The organism is Streptomyces sp. Y7, assembly GCF_043195415.1.
In the GTDB taxonomy this organism is placed as follows: Bacteria; Actinomycetota; Actinomycetes; order Streptomycetales; family Streptomycetaceae; genus Streptomyces.
On record NZ_JBIDDQ010000005.1, the window covers coordinates 68,581 to 83,082 of the forward strand.

Genomic DNA, 14,502 nt, shown 5'->3' on the forward strand with positions numbered 1-14,502 from the left:
CGCCCCACCGTCGCCGGGTCGTCTCAACGGCCGCTGAAATGCCGCTGAAACAACGGACGGCGCAACCACGGAATTCACCGGAAGCGCATCGCCGAGTGCCGCCGTGACGTGCCGGTTCATCGACTCTTCAGATCCCGTGGAGAGCGCGGCGGCATTCTTTCGGCAGCTTTTTGGAGAAGTGTCGTCGAGTGGCACCGGATAGGAAGACAATCATGCCAGACGTTCAGGTTCCGGTTCTGGTGGTCGGCGGTGGCATGTCCGGCCTCGCCTCCGCCCTTTTTCTCCGCCGGCAGGGAATCGACTGTCTCGTGGTCGAGCGCAATTCGGGCGTCTCCCAGATGCTGCGCTCCACCCATGTCAGCCCGCGCACCATGGAACTCTTCCGCACGCTCGGCATCGAGCAGGGCGTACTGGACGTGGCGGAGAAGTTCGTACTCGGAAAGCACTGGGCGGACCAGGACCTGCCGCCGCATCATCTGCCGCGGGCCATTCTGCGCGCCCAGTCCCTCGCCCATATCGTCGAGGGCGACGTGGTGGTCATGGCCGAGGGGGAGAACGACTTCCACGACATCGGCCCCTCGGAGGCGGTCTGGTGCGGCCAGGACAAGGTCGAGCCGGTGATGCTGCAGGAGGCGCTCCGGCTCGGCGCGCAGGTCTCGTTCAGCACCGAACTCACCTCCTTCGTCCAGGACGAGGAAGGCGTCACCGCGCAGGTGCGCGACCTGACGACGGGCCGGACCCGCACGGTCCGGGCGCGCTACCTGATCGCCGCGGACGGGGCGCACAGTCCGCTGCGCAAGGAACTGGGCATCGGGCGCGACGGCCACGGCGCGCTGGGCCATGTGCTCAACATCCTGTTCACCGCCGACATCGACTCGATCCTCGACGGCCGGCGCTTCATGATCCTCTACCTGCAGAACCGTGAAGCCCCCGGCATGCTCTTCAAGGTCGACGACGAGCGGTGGATCTACGGCATCTTCGGCGACCCGCGTGTCCTCGACGCCTCGAAGATCAGTGCCGAGCAGTCCGTGGAACTGGTCCGCAAGGCGACCGGCGTGCCCGGCCTCGAGGTGAACATCCTCGAGACCAAGGGCTGGTGGATCGGCCACGGCATCGCCGACACCTATCGCGCGGGCCGGGTGTTCCTGGTCGGCGACTCGGCGCACGTGCTGCCGCCGACCGGGGGATTCGGCGCCAACTGCGGTGTCCAGGACGCCCACAACCTGGCGTGGAAGCTGGCCGGCGTCCTGCACGGCTGGGCCGGCGAGGAACTGCTCGACTCCTACGAGGCCGAACGCCGTCCCGTCGGCCGGGCGACCATCGACCAGGCCTGGATGCGGCACATGCGCTGGAGCAACCCGCAGGACGCCGACGAGCGCGACGAGCGCGACCAGACCATCGTCACCACTGCCTACCGCTACACCTCCCCGGTCATCCCCGGCACCGACTTCGACGACCCGCTCGGCCACGAACTCGTCATCGACGGACAGCCCGGCATGCGCGTACCGCATGCCTGGCTGACGAACGCGCAGGGCGAGCAGGTCTCTCCCATCGACCTGACCGGTGAGGCCTTCCTGCTCTTCACAGGCGACGAGGCCGACGACTGGGCCCGGCACGGGCGGACCGTCGCCGACCGGCTCGGCGTGCCGCTGCGTGTGCACCGGCTCGGCCCGGACAGCGACGTGCGCGATGCGCACGACGAGTTCCGCAAGGCGAGCGGTATCGGCCCTCGCGGCGCGCTGCTCGTGCGACCCGACGGGTTCGTCGCCTGGCGTGCCGAGGACACCCAGTCCGTCGGGAGCTTCGGTGACGTCCTCGCGACGGTCACGGGCCGCACCGCGTGACCTCTGTCGCCCCCTTTTTCTTGTGAGGAGCTCACATGACCAGCGCCGGCATCGCGCAGGAGCAGTACTTCACGACCGTCAACATCTTCCACACCATCCGCGAGAACCAGGACGAGCTGGTCGAGGTGCTGCTCGAGGGCATGCCTCTGCTGGACCGGCAGCCGGGGTTCGTGGCCACGAGCGTGCACAAGAGCCATGACGGCAACCGAGTGATCGCCTACGTCCAGTGGGAGTCGAGGGAGGCCTTCCAGGCGATGCGGGCCCGCCCCGACGCACAGGGCCACTTCTCCTCGGTGGGACGGCTCGTCACCTCCGTCGACGCCGTCCCCTGCTGGGTCGCCTTCACCCACGAGCAGTCATGAGCGCGCGCTCCCGCACCCTCCCTCACGCACACACACAAGGAGTCATGATGCGAGCAGTGACCATCACGTCCTTCGGGGGCCCGGAGGCCCTGACGGTGGCCGACCTTCCCCTGCCGGAGCTCGCGGACGGCGAGGTACGCGTCCGTGTCCTGGCCGCGGCCGTCCACCCGCTGGACATCGTCGCGCGATCCGGCTTCCTCGGCCCGATGCTGCCGGCCGGTCCGCGGTACGTCCTGGGCGCCGACGTCGTCGGCGTGGTGGACGCGGTGGCCGCGGACGTGACCGGCTTCTCCGTCGGCCAGCGGGTCGTGGGCATGTCCAACTGGCCCGACACCAAGCGGGGTACGCAGACCGAGTACGTGGCCCTGCCCGCCGACGTACTCGCTCCCGCGCCGGCCGAGACCGACGCGGCCGCCACGGCGACACTCCCGTTGAACGCGCTGACCGCCCTCCAGGGGCTGGACCTGCTGGCCCTCACCGCCGGCCAGACCCTGGCGGTGACCGGTGCCGCGGGCGGCGTCGGCGGCTTCGCCCTGGAGCTGGCCCGGCTGCGCGGGCTCAAGGTCATCGGCCTGGCCGGGCGCGACGACGAGCCCTTCGTCGCCGCGCGGGGAGCGACATTCGTCGAGCGCTCCGAGGACGTGGCGGCGGCCGTGCGCGCGGCGGCCCCTGACGGAGTCGACGGCCTGCTGGACGCGGCGGCGATCGGGGCTCCCGCGCTGGGCGCGGTCCGGGACGGCGGCGCCTACACGGGGGTGACGCCGCCGTTCCCGCCCCCGGGCGAGCGGGACATCCGCACCGCGGTGGTGCTGGCTCGCGGCATCGGCCGCCAACTGGCCGAACTCGTCGCCCTCGTGGAGAAGGGTGAGCTGACTCTGCGTACGCCCGAGACCTTCTCCTTCGAGAACGCCGGGGAGGCCCATGTCACGCTCGCCAAGGGCGGGACGCGGGGCGGCGTGGTGCTGACCCCCTGAGCGCCGTACGCCGAACGCCGTGGCCCCGCGCAGTGCCCGGGGCCACGGCGTGTGTGCTGAAGTGCCGTCAGGCCCGCGTGCGTTCGGCGTCGACGACGGGTCGGCCACACCGGCGGACGCGCTCCAGCAAGGCGGCCTGGCCGAGGGAGGCTTCGTCCGGACCCGAGCCGGTCCTGACCGCCCGCACGAAGGCCGCGACGGTGTTGGCCACCTGGTCGTCCGGGCCCAGCCGGATGTCCTCGGCCGTCGTGCCGCGGTGCAGGACGATGTCCGGGGGACGGTCCGCCGGGGGAGTGAAGGCCCGGTCCACCGTGATGTGTCCACGGCTGCCCCACAGCTCGTAGGTGTTGCGGTAGGCGTGCTCCAGCCCGAATGTGAGCTGGGCGCTCACGCCCCCGGGAGCGGCCAGGAGGACCGCTCCCGAGGTGTCGACCGTGCGATCGGAACCGGTGACCAGCCGGCAGCCCACGACGTCCAGGTCGGGACCGAGGAAGTACTGAGCGGCCCGCAGAGGGTAGACGCCCGTGTCCCAGAGGGCGCCGCCCCCGAGAGCGGGGTCGTGACGAATGTCGTCGGCGGCACGCGCGGGCACCGCGAAGGAGGCGTGGAAGAAACGCAGTTCGCCGATGGCGCCCTCCGTGACCAGCCGGCGCACCGCCGCGTGCTGGTGGTGGTGGACGAACATCACGTTCTCCATCAGGGCGAGCCCACGTTCGCGGGCGAGGGCGACCAGAGCCCGTGTGCCGGTCAGCTCCGTGGTGAGGGGCTTCTCGGCGAGTACGTGACGATCGCTGCGCAGCGCCGCCTCCACCCAGGGAGCGTGCAGCGCGGCCGGCAGCGGTACATAGACCGCCTCCACGTCGTCGAGCTCCAGCAACTCCCGGTAGCCGTGCACGGCCCCGCAGCCGAACCGGTCCGCCGTCCGTCGTGCCTTGAGCTCGTCACGGCTGGCGACGGCGACGAGTTCGACCTGCGGCGAGGCCGCGAAGGCCGGCAGCATGCGGCGTACCGCGATGTCCGCGCAGCCGAGGACACCGATACGCAGAGCGCCACTGCTCATGAGAGGGCTGCCGCAGCCGTGTTCAGACAGGCCAGCAGGGTGCGCGCCTGCACATTGACGTAGTGACCGTGCCGTACCAGCGAACGCAGCTGCCCGGGCGTCACCCAGGCAAAGCCCTGCGGCGCCTCGGTGGGGGCCTGCTCCTCATCCGCTTCGATCACCAGATATCGGCTCTCCGCGTGGAGGAACCTGCCGCCTTCCTCGGAGTGCACCGCCTCGTAGCGGATGCGGGCGGGGTCCGCTCGGAGTACCTGGTCCAGGAACGCAGGGCGGTTTTCGGACGGCAGATGGGCGTAATTGCCCACGGTGCACTGAACGGTCGGGCCCAGTTCGATGGTGTCGAGGAAGCCTCCCTCGACCCGTGCCCGCACCAGGACGTGCGGTACTCCGGCGAAACTGCGGGTCACCCAGGCCGCGATGCCCTGGCCCACCGGCTCGATCAAGGGCTGGGTCCAGCTCTTCACCTCGCGGTTGCCGGCCGAGACGGACACGCCCACGACCTTGAAATACCGTCCGTCCTCGTGCTCGACGCACTCCTCGCCCCGCCGCCAGCCGTCCAGCGTCATGAGGGGTTTGAGTCGCGCGTGCACCGAGTAGTGGGAGCGCTCACCGGTGATCCATGACAGCAGCTCCGTGTCCGTGAGCCGGGCACGGCCGTAGTCGTCGGGAAGCGGAAGACACGACAGGACGGTCCGCGAGTCCATGTTCACGATGTTGTCGCGGCGCAGCAGTTCCCCGATCTGACCCAGCGTGAGCCAGCAGAAGTCGTCGCGCAGCGGTACGTCGCCGGTGGCTTCGACGATCATGTTGCGGTTCGACTTCCGGAAGAACCAGGAACCGTGCTCGGACTGCAGTACGTCGGCGATCACCCGGCCGCGGTCCGGCCTGACGAAGTGCTCCAGGTACGGCACGTCCGCGCCGCGGTGGACCTTGGTGTAGTTGCTGCGCGTGGCCTGCACGGTGGGGGAGAGCTGGAGCAGGTTGGGGTTGCCCGGCTCCATCTTGGCCTGCATGAGGCAGTGCAGGACTCCGTCGAAGTCCTTCACCAGGATGCCCAGGATTCCGATCTCGGGCTGCCTGATGATGGGTTGCTGCCATGAAGGGGCCACGTCACCGGGGACGCCGTGCGTATCCGCCGACACGGTGACGTCCAAACCCTCCACGGAGAAGAACCGCCCGGTGTGGTGGACGAGGTTGTCCGTACCGGATGCGAACGACCACCCGTCGAGCGCCGCGAAGGGAACGCGGTCCACCCGGAACTCGTTGGCGGCATGGCGCTGTGCCAGCCACGCGTCGAAGCGCGGGGTCGCCATGAGGGCGCCCTGCGCGGATGAGGCCGAACGGCCCACGCGCTCGGCCACGACGTCGTGATGACGGCTGGGTACCGTGAGCAGGGTGGAGGTCATGCCCCTCCCTCCGTGAACTCCACGATCGACGCGACCATGTAGTCGATCATCTCGTCGCTGAGGCCCGGGTAGACGCCGATCCAGAAGGTACGGTCCGTGACGATGTCGCTGTTGGTGAGATCGCCGACGACGCGGTGCGGCTGGTCGATGTAGGCGGGGTGGCGGGTGAGGTTGCCGGCGAACAGCCGCCTGGTGCCGATCTTCCGTGACTCGAGGAAGTCGACGAGCCCGGCCCGGCTGTAGGGGGCCTCGTCGGTGACCGTCAGGGCGAAGCCGAACCAGCTCGGATCGGACCGTTCGGTGGCGTGCGGCAGCAGCAGGCCGGGGACGCCGTCGAGCCCTTCACGCAGGCGCGACCAGTTCCGCTTGCGTGCCGCGATGAACTCGTCCAGCCTGCTGAGCTGGCTGAGCCCGAGGGCGGCCTGGAGGTCGGTGGCCTTCAGGTTGTAACCGACGTGCGAGAAGATGTACTTGTGGTCGTAGCCGGCCGGCAGGCTGCCCATCTGGTACCGGAACCTCTTCAGGCAGCGGTCGTTCTCGCCCGGTTCGCACCAGCAGTCCCGCCCCCAGTCGCGCATCGACTCCACGATGCGCGCCAGAACCAGGTCCGAGGTCAGCACGCAGCCGCCCTCGCCCATGGTCAGGTGATGCGCGGGGTAGAAGCTGACGGTCGTCATCTCGCCGAACGTGCCGGTGAGCCGGCCGTCGTAGAGCGAGCCGACCGCGTCGCAGTTGTCCTCGATGAGGAACAGGTCGTGTTCGGCGCACAGTTGCGCGATCTCGGCGACCTGGAAGGGGTTGCCGAGGGCGTGGGCGAGGACAACGGCACGGGTCCGGGGGCCGATGGCCTGGGCGACCCGCTCCGCAGTGGTGTTGTAGGTGCCCAGCTCGACATCGACGAACACCGGCACCAGCCCGTTCTGCAGAATCGGGTTGACGGTGGTGGGGAAGCCCGCGGCGACGGTGATCACCTCGTCGCCGGGCCGTAGCCGGCGGTCCTCGAGGCGGGGAGAGGTCAGGGCCGACACCGCCAGGAGGTTGGCCGACGAACCCGAGTTCGTCAGATGGGCCTTGCGCCGCTTCAGCCTGCGCGCGAAGGTCGACTCGAATGTGCGTGCGATCGGGCCGGCGGCGATGTTCATGTGCAGCGCGGCCTCGACCAGCGCGACCCGGTCCGACTCCTCCAGGACTGCACCCGAGGGCCAGATCTCGGTGACGCCCGGGACGAATCCGCCGGTGCCGCTCGTCCGCTCCTGGTGGTACTTGCGCACCCCGTCCAGAACGAGGTCCTTGTGATCGCTCACCTGTTCATCCTCTCCAAGGTGTGTCCATGAGGTGCGAGTCCGGCCCGGACAGCAGGTGGCCGAGCATGTCGTCCAGAGCCCGGCTGGGGCGCCAGTGAAGGAGGCGGTGCGCGAGCGTGATGTCCAGCAGCTGCCAGTCGGTTCCCGTGGTCCGGTCGTCGTCCGGTGCCTCGAGCACGGACAGGGGGGCGCCGGCCAGGGCGACGGCCCGGTCCACCAGCTGCCGCATGTGCACGGCACGGCCACCGCCGACGTTGATCACGTGTCCGGACACGGCGGCCGACGGAGCGGCGGCCGCGACGACCGCGTCCGCGACGTCCCGTACGTCGACCACGTCCCGGTGGGCACGCAGTGGTGACACCCGCAGCGCGGGCGGCGACAGGCCCGCGGCGCGCCTGCGTCCGGCGTCCGCCACCGTCGAGGCGAGCAGCCCGAAGAGGCTGCCCGCGGGGGCGCCCGCCCCGCACACGTTGGCCACGCGCAGGACGGTCCCGTCCACCTGCCGGCGCTCCGCGGCGTTCAGCACCGCCTGGGTGGCCTCCAGCTTCGTACGGCCGTACGGCGTGACGGGAAGCGCGGGACGGCTCTCCGCCGTCGCCGTGCCGGGCACCCCGGCGCCGTACTCGTGCACGCTGCCCAGCTGGACGAGCCGGGGCCGGCGGCGCAACGGGTGCAGGGCGTCGAGCACGGTCCGCACCAGGCGCACGTTTCCCAGCGTCATCTCCTGCGCGTCGGCCCGCCAGGCGCGGCCCGCCGCGTTGACGACCACGTCTGCTCCGTCGAAGAGGGCCGTGAGGGCCTGTGGCGCGGTGCGCAGGAGATCGACGGGTTCCGGCCCGGAGCGTGCGACGCCAAGAACCTGCCAACCGGCCGTCCGGAAGGCCGCGCAGATGTGCCGGCCCAGGAAACCTGAGGCTCCGAGGACCACGGCGGTCACGCCCTGTTCTCCGGGTACTTGGAGCTCTTCCACCAGTCGGGGTGGTCGCGGTACCAGGCGACGACCTCGGCCAGGCCTTCGTCGAAGTCGACGCGCGGGGCGTAGCCCAGCTCCGTGCGGATCTTGCTCTCGTCGATGGAGTAGCGCAGGTCGTGGCCCTTGCGGTCAGGTACGAAGCGGACCATCGACGGTTCCGCGCCGCAGAGTTCGAGCAGACGGTGGGTGATGTCGATGTTGGTCTGCTCGTTCCCGCCGCCGACGTTGTACACCTCGCCGGCCCGGCCACGGGTCAGCACCAGGTGCAGGGCCCGGCAGTGGTCGTCGACGTGCAGCCACTCCCGGACGTTGAGCCCGTTGCCGTACAGCGGGACGGGGATGCCCTCCAGCAGATGGGTGATGAACAGCGGGATCAGCTTCTCGGGGTGCTGGTACGGGCCGTAGTTGTTGGAGCAGCGGGTGATCGAGATGTCGAGCCCGTGCGTCCTGCCGTAGGAGCGCGCCACCAGGTCGGAGGCCGCCTTGGAGGCGGCGTACGGCGTGTTCGGCTGCAGCGGCCATTCCTCGGTCCACGACCCGTCGGCGATCGAGCCGTAGACCTCGTCGGTGGAGACGTGGACGACCCGCTCGACGCCCGTGCGTCGGCACGCCTCCAGCAGGCTCTGCGTTCCGCCCACGTTGGTGCGCACGAAGGCGGCGGAAGCCTCGATGGACCGGTCGACATGGGACTCGGCGGCGAAGTGCAGCACCGCGTCGTGCCCGGGCAGCACATCCAGCAGCAGCGGCAGGTCGCATATGTCTCCCTGTACGAACCGAAGCCGCGGATGCCGGGCCGGGAGGCTGTCGCGGTGGCCGGCGTAGGTGAGCTTGTCCAGCACGGTGACGTCGATGTCCGCGCTGTCGGGCAGGTCGCCGTCGAGCACGGCGCGGACATAGCAGGAGCCGATGAATCCCGCCCCGCCGGTGACGAGCAGCCTCATCCCGCCACCTCGATCCGGCAGTGATCGCCGACGATGAGCCGATGCTCCGTCAGTCCCCGGGTGGCGGGGGTGACTCTGGCGCCCCGGCCGATGAGTGAGCAGCTCAGCCCTCGCACCCCGGCGATCACCGCACCGTCCAGCGCGACCGAGGTGTCGAGCCGGGTGTCGCGCAGGACGCAGTGACCGCCGAGGCTGGTGTACGGGCCCACGGTGCTGTCCTCCACCACCGTCGACGGCCCGATGATCGTCGGTCCCTCGATCAGGGACCGGGTGACGCGGGCACCGGCTTCGATGACGACGGGCCCTTTGAGCACGCTGGCGTCGTCGACCGCACCGGATATCCGGCTCTCCAGGCCCTCGAGCAGGACCCGGTTGCACTCCAGGACGTCCTCCACCCGGCCCACGTCCTTCCAATAGGCCCCGTACTGCGTGGCCTCGACCGGCGTACCCCGGGCGACCAGCCACTGGATCGCATCGGTGATCTCCAACTCGCCGCGCGGACTCGGAGCAATCGCGGCAACCGCTTCGTGAATGGCCGAAGTGAAGAAGTAGACCCCTATGAGAGCCAGATCGCTGCGCGGGTTCCTGGGTTTTTCCACCAGGCGTTCCACGCGGCCGGCGGCATCGAGTTCGACGACTCCGAATGCGCTGGGATCGGCGACCTTGTGCACGACGACGTGAGCGGCGGGACGGCGTTCCGCGAAATCCTCGGCGACCTCGTTGATGCCGGCCGGAAGCATGTTGTCGCCCAGATACATCACGAAATCCTCGTCGCCGAGGAAGTCGCGCGCGAGCCGGACGCAGTGGGCGAGGCCGAGCGGGCGCTCCTGCCGCAGATAGGTGATACGCACACCCGACCGCGTACCGTCGCCGACCGCCTCGCTGATGTCCGCGGCCCGGTCGCCGACGATGACGCCGACGTCGATGACGCCCAGATCACGGATGTTCGCCAGGACGTGTTCGAGCACGGGCTTGTTGGCCACGGGTATGAGCTGCTTGGGCATGGAATGACTGAACGGTCGCAGGCGGGTACCGGAACCGCCCGACAGCACCAGAGCCTTCATGGAGGCATCCCCTCAGGTGGACTGCTACCCGGTGTGATGACCTGGACCATCGACGACGGCTCTGAAGAAGTGCTCGTACGTCGCTGTCGACGCAGTTCACCGACGCGTTCGCGCAGCTGTTCCGGACCACCGCCCGGAGAGGACCCCGGAGTCGAGCGCGGCCTTCAGGCTCGGGGCGGCCGCATCCTTCTCCGACAGCAGGGGCTGTTCGTCGTAACCCCAGGGCAGGGAGAGATCGGGGTCCAGGGGATCGATGTCGATCTGTGTGCCGGGCACGTACACACTGGACAGCAGGTAACAGACGCAGGTGTCGTCCGCCAGCGTCAGGAATCCGTGCCCGACGCCCTCCGGTATGTAGACCGCCCGCCCGGAGCCGGCGTCCAGGGCGTTGACCACGTGCCCGCCGAACGCCGGCGAGTCGGGCCGCAGGTCGACGAGGATGTCCCGGACGGCCCCGCGCACACAACTCACGTACTTCGCCTGACCGGGTGGTGAAGTGACGCTGTGAATTCCCCGCAGCGTATTACGACGTGACGTCGAGTAATTCACCTGGAGCGGCACAAAGGGGTGCCCCAGGGTTTTCTCCAACACGTCCGTACGCAGTGACTCGAAGAATTGTCCGCGCGGGTCGGGAAGGATCTTCGGAGTGATCAAGAAAGCTCCTGGGATGGGTAATTCCGCACAGTGCATATCGAGATCCTCTCGAACGGCCGTGTGATATCTGAGAAACGCCCACAGGCTAAGGGGGCCGCTTCGAGTGCGGCAACGACGCCCCGTTCTTCCTTCAGTCGTTCTACAGAGCTTCTGTACGGGACACCTGTGACATGGCCTTCGACGCCCACGACCCGTGGCATGTCCCAACGTCCACCAGCACGGAGTGAATCGATGACGAGCACAGCCGAGGCCAACAAGGCCGTCATTCTGCGCCTGTACGAGGAGGCGGTGAACCGGGCCGAGTTCGATGTCGCAGACGAGATCACGGCACCCGATGCCGTGATGCACCACGCTCTCTTCTCGGGCCGGACGGGTCCCGAGGTGATCAAGTCGACCTGGCAGTCGCTTCACGAGTCCTTCAGTGACCTGCACTTCGAGGTCGAGGGCATCGTCGCCGACGGCGACTCGGTCGCGGTGCGAGGGGTGACCACCGGTCGTCACACCGGCGCCTTCCGCGACCATGCCCCGACGGGCAGGAACGTCTCCCAGCGCGCCCATGTCTTCTACCGCCTCAAGAGCGGCCGGATCAGTGAGGTCTGGCCGCTGGTCGACCACATGGGACTGCACGCCCAGATCACCGGGGCCTGACATGCACGAGGGCGGGGCCGGCCCGTGTCGGCCCTGTCGCCGTCCCGCCCCAGCCAGCTCCGCCACAGGAGGTACCCGTGTCCCGACGTCTGTTCACCTCGGAGTCCGTGACCGAGGGCCATCCCGACAAGATCGCTGACCAGATCAGCGACACGATCCTCGATGCGCTTCTGCGCGACGACCCCGCTTCCCGGGTCGCCGTCGAGACCCTCATCTCCACCGGTCAGGTGCACATCGCGGGCGAGGTGACCACCACTGCCTACGTGCCGATCGCCCAGCTGGCGCGGGACAAGATCCTCGACATCGGCTACGACTCGTCGGCGAAGGGATTCGACGGTGCCTCCTGCGGCGTGTCGGTGTCGATCGGTTCCCAGTCGCCGGACATCGCGCAAGGCGTCGACAGCGCGTACGAGGCGCGTGTCGACGGCGGCATGGACGAACTGTCCCGCCAAGGGGCGGGCGACCAGGGGCTGATGTTCGGCTACGCCTGTGACGAGACGCCGGACCTGATGCCCCTGCCCGTCCACCTCGCCCATCGCCTCGCGCACCGCCTGGCCGAAGTGCGCAAAACCGGCGCCGTCCCCTATCTGCGGCCGGACGGAAAGACCCAGGTGACCATCGAGTACCTCGGGAGCAGGCCGGTCCGTCTGGACACGGTGGTGGTCTCCTCCCAGCACGCCGCCGACATCGACCTGGAGACGCTGCTCGTCCCGGATGTGCGGGAACACGTCGTCGAGCACGTGCTCAGGGAGGTACAGGAAGCGGGCATCAAGCTCGAGGCCGACGGCTACCGCCTCCTCGTCAACCCGACCGGGCGCTTCGAGATCGGCGGTCCGATGGGTGACGCGGGTCTGACCGGCCGGAAGATCATCATTGACACCTACGGGGGCATGGCCCGGCACGGCGGCGGCGCCTTCTCCGGCAAGGATCCCTCGAAGGTGGACCGTTCGGCGGCGTACGCGATGCGCTGGGTCGCCAAGAACGTCGTCGCCGCGGGCCTGGCCGCGCGCTGCGAGGTGCAGGTGGCGTACGCCATCGGAAAGGCCGAGCCGGTCGGCCTGTTCGTCGAGACCTTCGGCACGGCCACCGTGGCGCACGACGCCATCGAGGGGGCGATCCGTGAGGTCTTCGACCTGCGCCCGGCCGCCATCGTCCGTGACCTGGATCTGTTGCGCCCGATCTACGCCCGGACGGCGGCGTACGGACACTTCGGCCGTGAGCTGCCCGACTTCACCTGGGAGCGCACGGACCGCGCCGAGGACCTGCGCCGGGCCACGGGGGACTGAGATGGCGATCACCGACAGCGTACGGACGAGTACGGCCGCATCGGCGGGTCCGGGCGCGGCCGGGCCGGCGCGGTCCCAGAGCGGCCTCGTCGACGAACTGGCGCGGCGGCGTGCCGAGGCATTGCACGGTCCCAGTGCCCGGGCGACCGAGGCACAGCACGCGAAGGGCAAGCTGACCGCGCGGGAGCGTCTCGAACTGCTCTACGACCCCGGCACGTTCACCGAGGTGGAGCCCTTCCGACGGCACCGGGCCGCCGGCTTCGGCCTGGAGGACAAGCGGCCCTACACCGACGGCGTGGTGATCGGCTGGGGCCTGGTCGACGGGCGGCCGGTCTTCGCCTACGCCCACGACTTCCGCATCTTCGGCGGCGCGCTGGGCGAGGCGCACGCCGAGAAGATCCACAAGATTCTGGACATGGCGGAAGCGGCCGGCGCCCCCGTTGTCGGTCTGTGCGACGGCGCGGGAGCGCGCATCCAGGAGGGCGTCACGGCACTCGCCGGATACGGCGGCATCTTCCGGCGCAACGTCCGCAACTCCGGCGTGATCCCGCAGATCAGCGTCATCCTCGGCCCGTGCGCCGGCGGCGCTGCCTATTCCCCGGCGTTGACCGACTTCGTGTTCATGGTCCGCGGCACCTCACAGATGTTCATCACCGGACCGGACGTCGTCCAGGCGGTCACCGGTGAGCAGGTGACTCACGAGGGCCTCGGTGGCGCACAGGTCCACGCGTCGATGTCCGGTGTCGCCGCGTTCGTCCACGACGACGAGGAGTCGTGTCTGGAGGAGGTGCGCTATCTGCTGTCCTTCCTTCCCGCCAACAACCGTGACGTGCCTCCCGAGCAAGTGACGGACGATCCGCCGGATCGCCCGTGCGACGCCCTGGCGGACCTCGTACCGGCGGATGCGAGTTCCTCGTACGACATGCGGCGTGTCATCGAGGAGATCGTCGATCACGGTGAACACCTCGAGGTGCATGAGGCGTGGGCGTCCAACGTCGTGTGCTGCCTGGCACGACTCGGCGGCAGGGTCGTCGGCATCGTGGCCAACCAGCCGTCCAGCACGGCCGGCGTCCTCGACATCGGCGCGTCCGAGAAGGCGGCGCGATTCGTCCAGATGTGCGACTCGTTCAACATTCCACTGGTCACACTCGTGGACGTCCCCGGGTTCCTGCCCGGGGTGGACCAGGAGCACGGTGGTGTGATCAGGCACGGGGCGAAACTTCTCTACGCCTACTGCAACGCAACGGTGCCGAGGATCTCGGTGGTGCTCCGGAAGGCGTACGGCGGGGCGTACATCGTGATGGACTCGCGGTCGATCGGCGCCGACCTGGCGTTGGCCTGGCCGACCAACGAGATCGCGGTGATGGGTGCCGAAGGCGCCGCGAACGTGATCTTCCGCCGGGAGATCGCGGCCGCCGACGACCCGGACAAGGCCCGCCGGGCGCGCGTCGAGGAGTACCAGCGGGAGCTGATGCACCCCTATTACGCGGCCGAGCGCGGGCTCGTCGACGACGTCATCGCCCCGGCGGACACCAGGCGCAGGCTGATCGACGCGCTGTCGGTGCTGCGCTCCAAGAGCGCACCGGTGCCCAGTCGCAAGCACGGGAACCAGCCGCAGTGAGCGTCGAGGGACCCGACGACGGGATGCTGCGGATCGTACGGGGCCGGCCGACTCCGGAGGAACTCGCCGCCGTTTCCGTGGTGTTGTACGCCCTGGCGGCGCAGCGCCGGGAACGACAGGCGGAGCGGGAGGAGCGGGAGTACTGGGATCTGGTGGCTGTCGAGCACGCGGCGTCCAGGTCGGTCATACGGCGGCTGCGCCGCGCCGCGCGTTCCTGGACCGCGATCCCGTTCCCGACGTGGCGTGCATGGCGGGGGTGAGTCGTCCCGGGGCGGGAGGGGCTCGGCGGTCCCCCTGCTGGGACAATGGCCCGGAGGTGGGTCCCCAGCTGCTGCCTTCAGCTGGGGACCCACCGGTCAGGCGCT

At 69.4% G+C, this 14,502-nt stretch carries 14 protein-coding genes; 7 read left to right on the top strand and 7 right to left on the bottom strand.

The features are described 5' to 3' along the window. Positions 1-212: 212 nt before the first annotated feature. Genes ACGFW6_RS15885 through ACGFW6_RS15895 form a run of 3 tightly spaced genes read left to right on the top strand, consistent with a single transcriptional unit; the run spans position 213 to position 3,180 of the window. Positions 213-1,844 (top strand): FAD-dependent monooxygenase, encoded by a 1,632-nt coding sequence (locus tag ACGFW6_RS15885; RefSeq protein ID WP_393509024.1) that lies wholly within the window; start codon positions 213-215, stop codon positions 1,842-1,844. 35 nt (positions 1,845-1,879) lie between these two features. Then, entirely contained in the window at positions 1,880-2,206 is a 327-nt protein-coding gene (locus ACGFW6_RS15890; RefSeq protein WP_393509027.1) for an antibiotic biosynthesis monooxygenase family protein, read from the top strand. Positions 2,207-2,250: 44 nt separating this feature from the next. Beyond that, positions 2,251-3,180 (top strand): alcohol dehydrogenase catalytic domain-containing protein, encoded by a 930-nt coding sequence (locus tag ACGFW6_RS15895; RefSeq protein ID WP_393509030.1) that lies wholly within the window; start codon positions 2,251-2,253, stop codon positions 3,178-3,180. A gap of 67 nt (positions 3,181-3,247) precedes the next feature. Here ACGFW6_RS15895 and ACGFW6_RS15900 read toward each other — a convergent pair whose 3' ends face one another. From ACGFW6_RS15900 to ACGFW6_RS15930, 7 genes are all read right to left on the bottom strand, one after another. After that, positions 3,248-4,240: a Gfo/Idh/MocA family protein gene (locus tag ACGFW6_RS15900; protein WP_393509033.1), complete on the bottom strand. Its 993-nt coding sequence runs from the start codon at positions 4,238-4,240 to the stop codon at positions 3,248-3,250. Beyond that, positions 4,237-5,646, bottom strand: a complete 1,410-nt coding sequence (locus tag ACGFW6_RS15905) for an NDP-hexose 2,3-dehydratase family protein (RefSeq protein WP_393509036.1) — start codon at positions 5,644-5,646, stop codon at positions 4,237-4,239. The genes ACGFW6_RS15900 and ACGFW6_RS15905 overlap by 4 nt, the downstream gene beginning before the upstream one ends. Next, a complete protein-coding gene (gene rfbH, locus ACGFW6_RS15910) occupies positions 5,643-6,950 on the bottom strand; it encodes a lipopolysaccharide biosynthesis protein RfbH (RefSeq protein WP_393509039.1) in 1,308 nt (435 codons plus the stop codon). The genes ACGFW6_RS15905 and rfbH overlap by 4 nt, the downstream gene beginning before the upstream one ends. A 4-nt stretch (positions 6,951-6,954) precedes the next feature. Continuing rightward, positions 6,955-7,887 carry an NAD-dependent epimerase/dehydratase family protein gene (locus ACGFW6_RS15915; protein WP_393509042.1) on the bottom strand — a complete coding sequence of 311 codons (933 nt, stop codon included), beginning with the start codon at positions 7,885-7,887 and terminating at the stop codon, positions 6,955-6,957. Next, positions 7,884-8,864, bottom strand: coding sequence for a dTDP-glucose 4,6-dehydratase (gene rfbB / locus ACGFW6_RS15920; protein ID WP_393509045.1), 981 nt, complete (start codon positions 8,862-8,864; stop codon positions 7,884-7,886). Before rfbB ends, ACGFW6_RS15915 begins: the two co-directional genes overlap by 4 nt. Then, positions 8,861-9,928 carry a glucose-1-phosphate thymidylyltransferase gene (locus ACGFW6_RS15925; RefSeq protein ID WP_393509048.1) on the bottom strand — a complete coding sequence of 356 codons (1,068 nt, stop codon included), beginning with the start codon at positions 9,926-9,928 and terminating at the stop codon, positions 8,861-8,863. Before ACGFW6_RS15925 ends, rfbB begins: the two co-directional genes overlap by 4 nt. Before the next feature lie 96 nt (positions 9,929-10,024). Then, complete coding sequence (locus ACGFW6_RS15930) at positions 10,025-10,618, bottom strand: dTDP-4-dehydrorhamnose 3,5-epimerase family protein (protein ID WP_393509051.1); 594 nt, start codon at positions 10,616-10,618, stop codon at positions 10,025-10,027. Positions 10,619-10,813: 195 nt separating this feature from the next. On the opposite strand from ACGFW6_RS15930, the gene ACGFW6_RS15935 reads away from it, so the two are divergent. From ACGFW6_RS15935 to ACGFW6_RS15950, 4 genes are all read left to right on the top strand, one after another. Next, on the top strand, positions 10,814-11,230 hold the full coding sequence (locus tag ACGFW6_RS15935; RefSeq protein WP_393509054.1) for an ester cyclase: 417 nt from the start codon (positions 10,814-10,816) through the stop codon (positions 11,228-11,230). Between the two features lie 77 nt (positions 11,231-11,307). Further along, entirely contained in the window at positions 11,308-12,516 is a 1,209-nt protein-coding gene (gene metK / locus ACGFW6_RS15940; protein WP_393509056.1) for a methionine adenosyltransferase, read from the top strand. A 1-nt stretch (position 12,517) separates the two neighbouring features. After that, positions 12,518-14,137: an acyl-CoA carboxylase subunit beta gene (locus ACGFW6_RS15945; protein ID WP_393509059.1), complete on the top strand. Its 1,620-nt coding sequence runs from the start codon at positions 12,518-12,520 to the stop codon at positions 14,135-14,137. After that, positions 14,134-14,397: an acyl-CoA carboxylase subunit epsilon gene (locus ACGFW6_RS15950; protein WP_393509062.1), complete on the top strand. Its 264-nt coding sequence runs from the start codon at positions 14,134-14,136 to the stop codon at positions 14,395-14,397. The genes ACGFW6_RS15945 and ACGFW6_RS15950 overlap by 4 nt, the downstream gene beginning before the upstream one ends. Positions 14,398-14,502 lie beyond the last annotated feature (105 nt).

Bases quoted from the DNA above. Each gene is read 5' to 3' on its own strand.
- ACGFW6_RS15885 (WP_393509024.1), top strand. From the start codon at position 213: ATGCCAGACGTTCAGGTTCCGGTTCTGGTGGTCGGCGGTGGCATGTCC.
- ACGFW6_RS15890 (WP_393509027.1), top strand. From the start codon at position 1,880: ATGACCAGCGCCGGCATCGCGCAGGAGCAGTACTTCACGACCGTCAAC.
- ACGFW6_RS15895 (WP_393509030.1), top strand. From the start codon at position 2,251: ATGATGCGAGCAGTGACCATCACGTCCTTCGGGGGCCCGGAGGCCCTG.
- ACGFW6_RS15900 (WP_393509033.1), bottom strand. From the start codon at position 4,240: ATGAGCAGTGGCGCTCTGCGTATCGGTGTCCTCGGCTGCGCGGACATC.
- ACGFW6_RS15905 (WP_393509036.1), bottom strand. From the start codon at position 5,646: ATGACCTCCACCCTGCTCACGGTACCCAGCCGTCATCACGACGTCGTG.
- rfbB (WP_393509045.1), bottom strand. From the start codon at position 8,864: ATGAGGCTGCTCGTCACCGGCGGGGCGGGATTCATCGGCTCCTGCTAT.
- ACGFW6_RS15925 (WP_393509048.1), bottom strand. From the start codon at position 9,928: ATGAAGGCTCTGGTGCTGTCGGGCGGTTCCGGTACCCGCCTGCGACCG.
- ACGFW6_RS15930 (WP_393509051.1), bottom strand. From the start codon at position 10,618: ATGCACTGTGCGGAATTACCCATCCCAGGAGCTTTCTTGATCACTCCG.
- ACGFW6_RS15935 (WP_393509054.1), top strand. From the start codon at position 10,814: ATGACGAGCACAGCCGAGGCCAACAAGGCCGTCATTCTGCGCCTGTAC.
- ACGFW6_RS15945 (WP_393509059.1), top strand. From the start codon at position 12,518: ATGGCGATCACCGACAGCGTACGGACGAGTACGGCCGCATCGGCGGGT.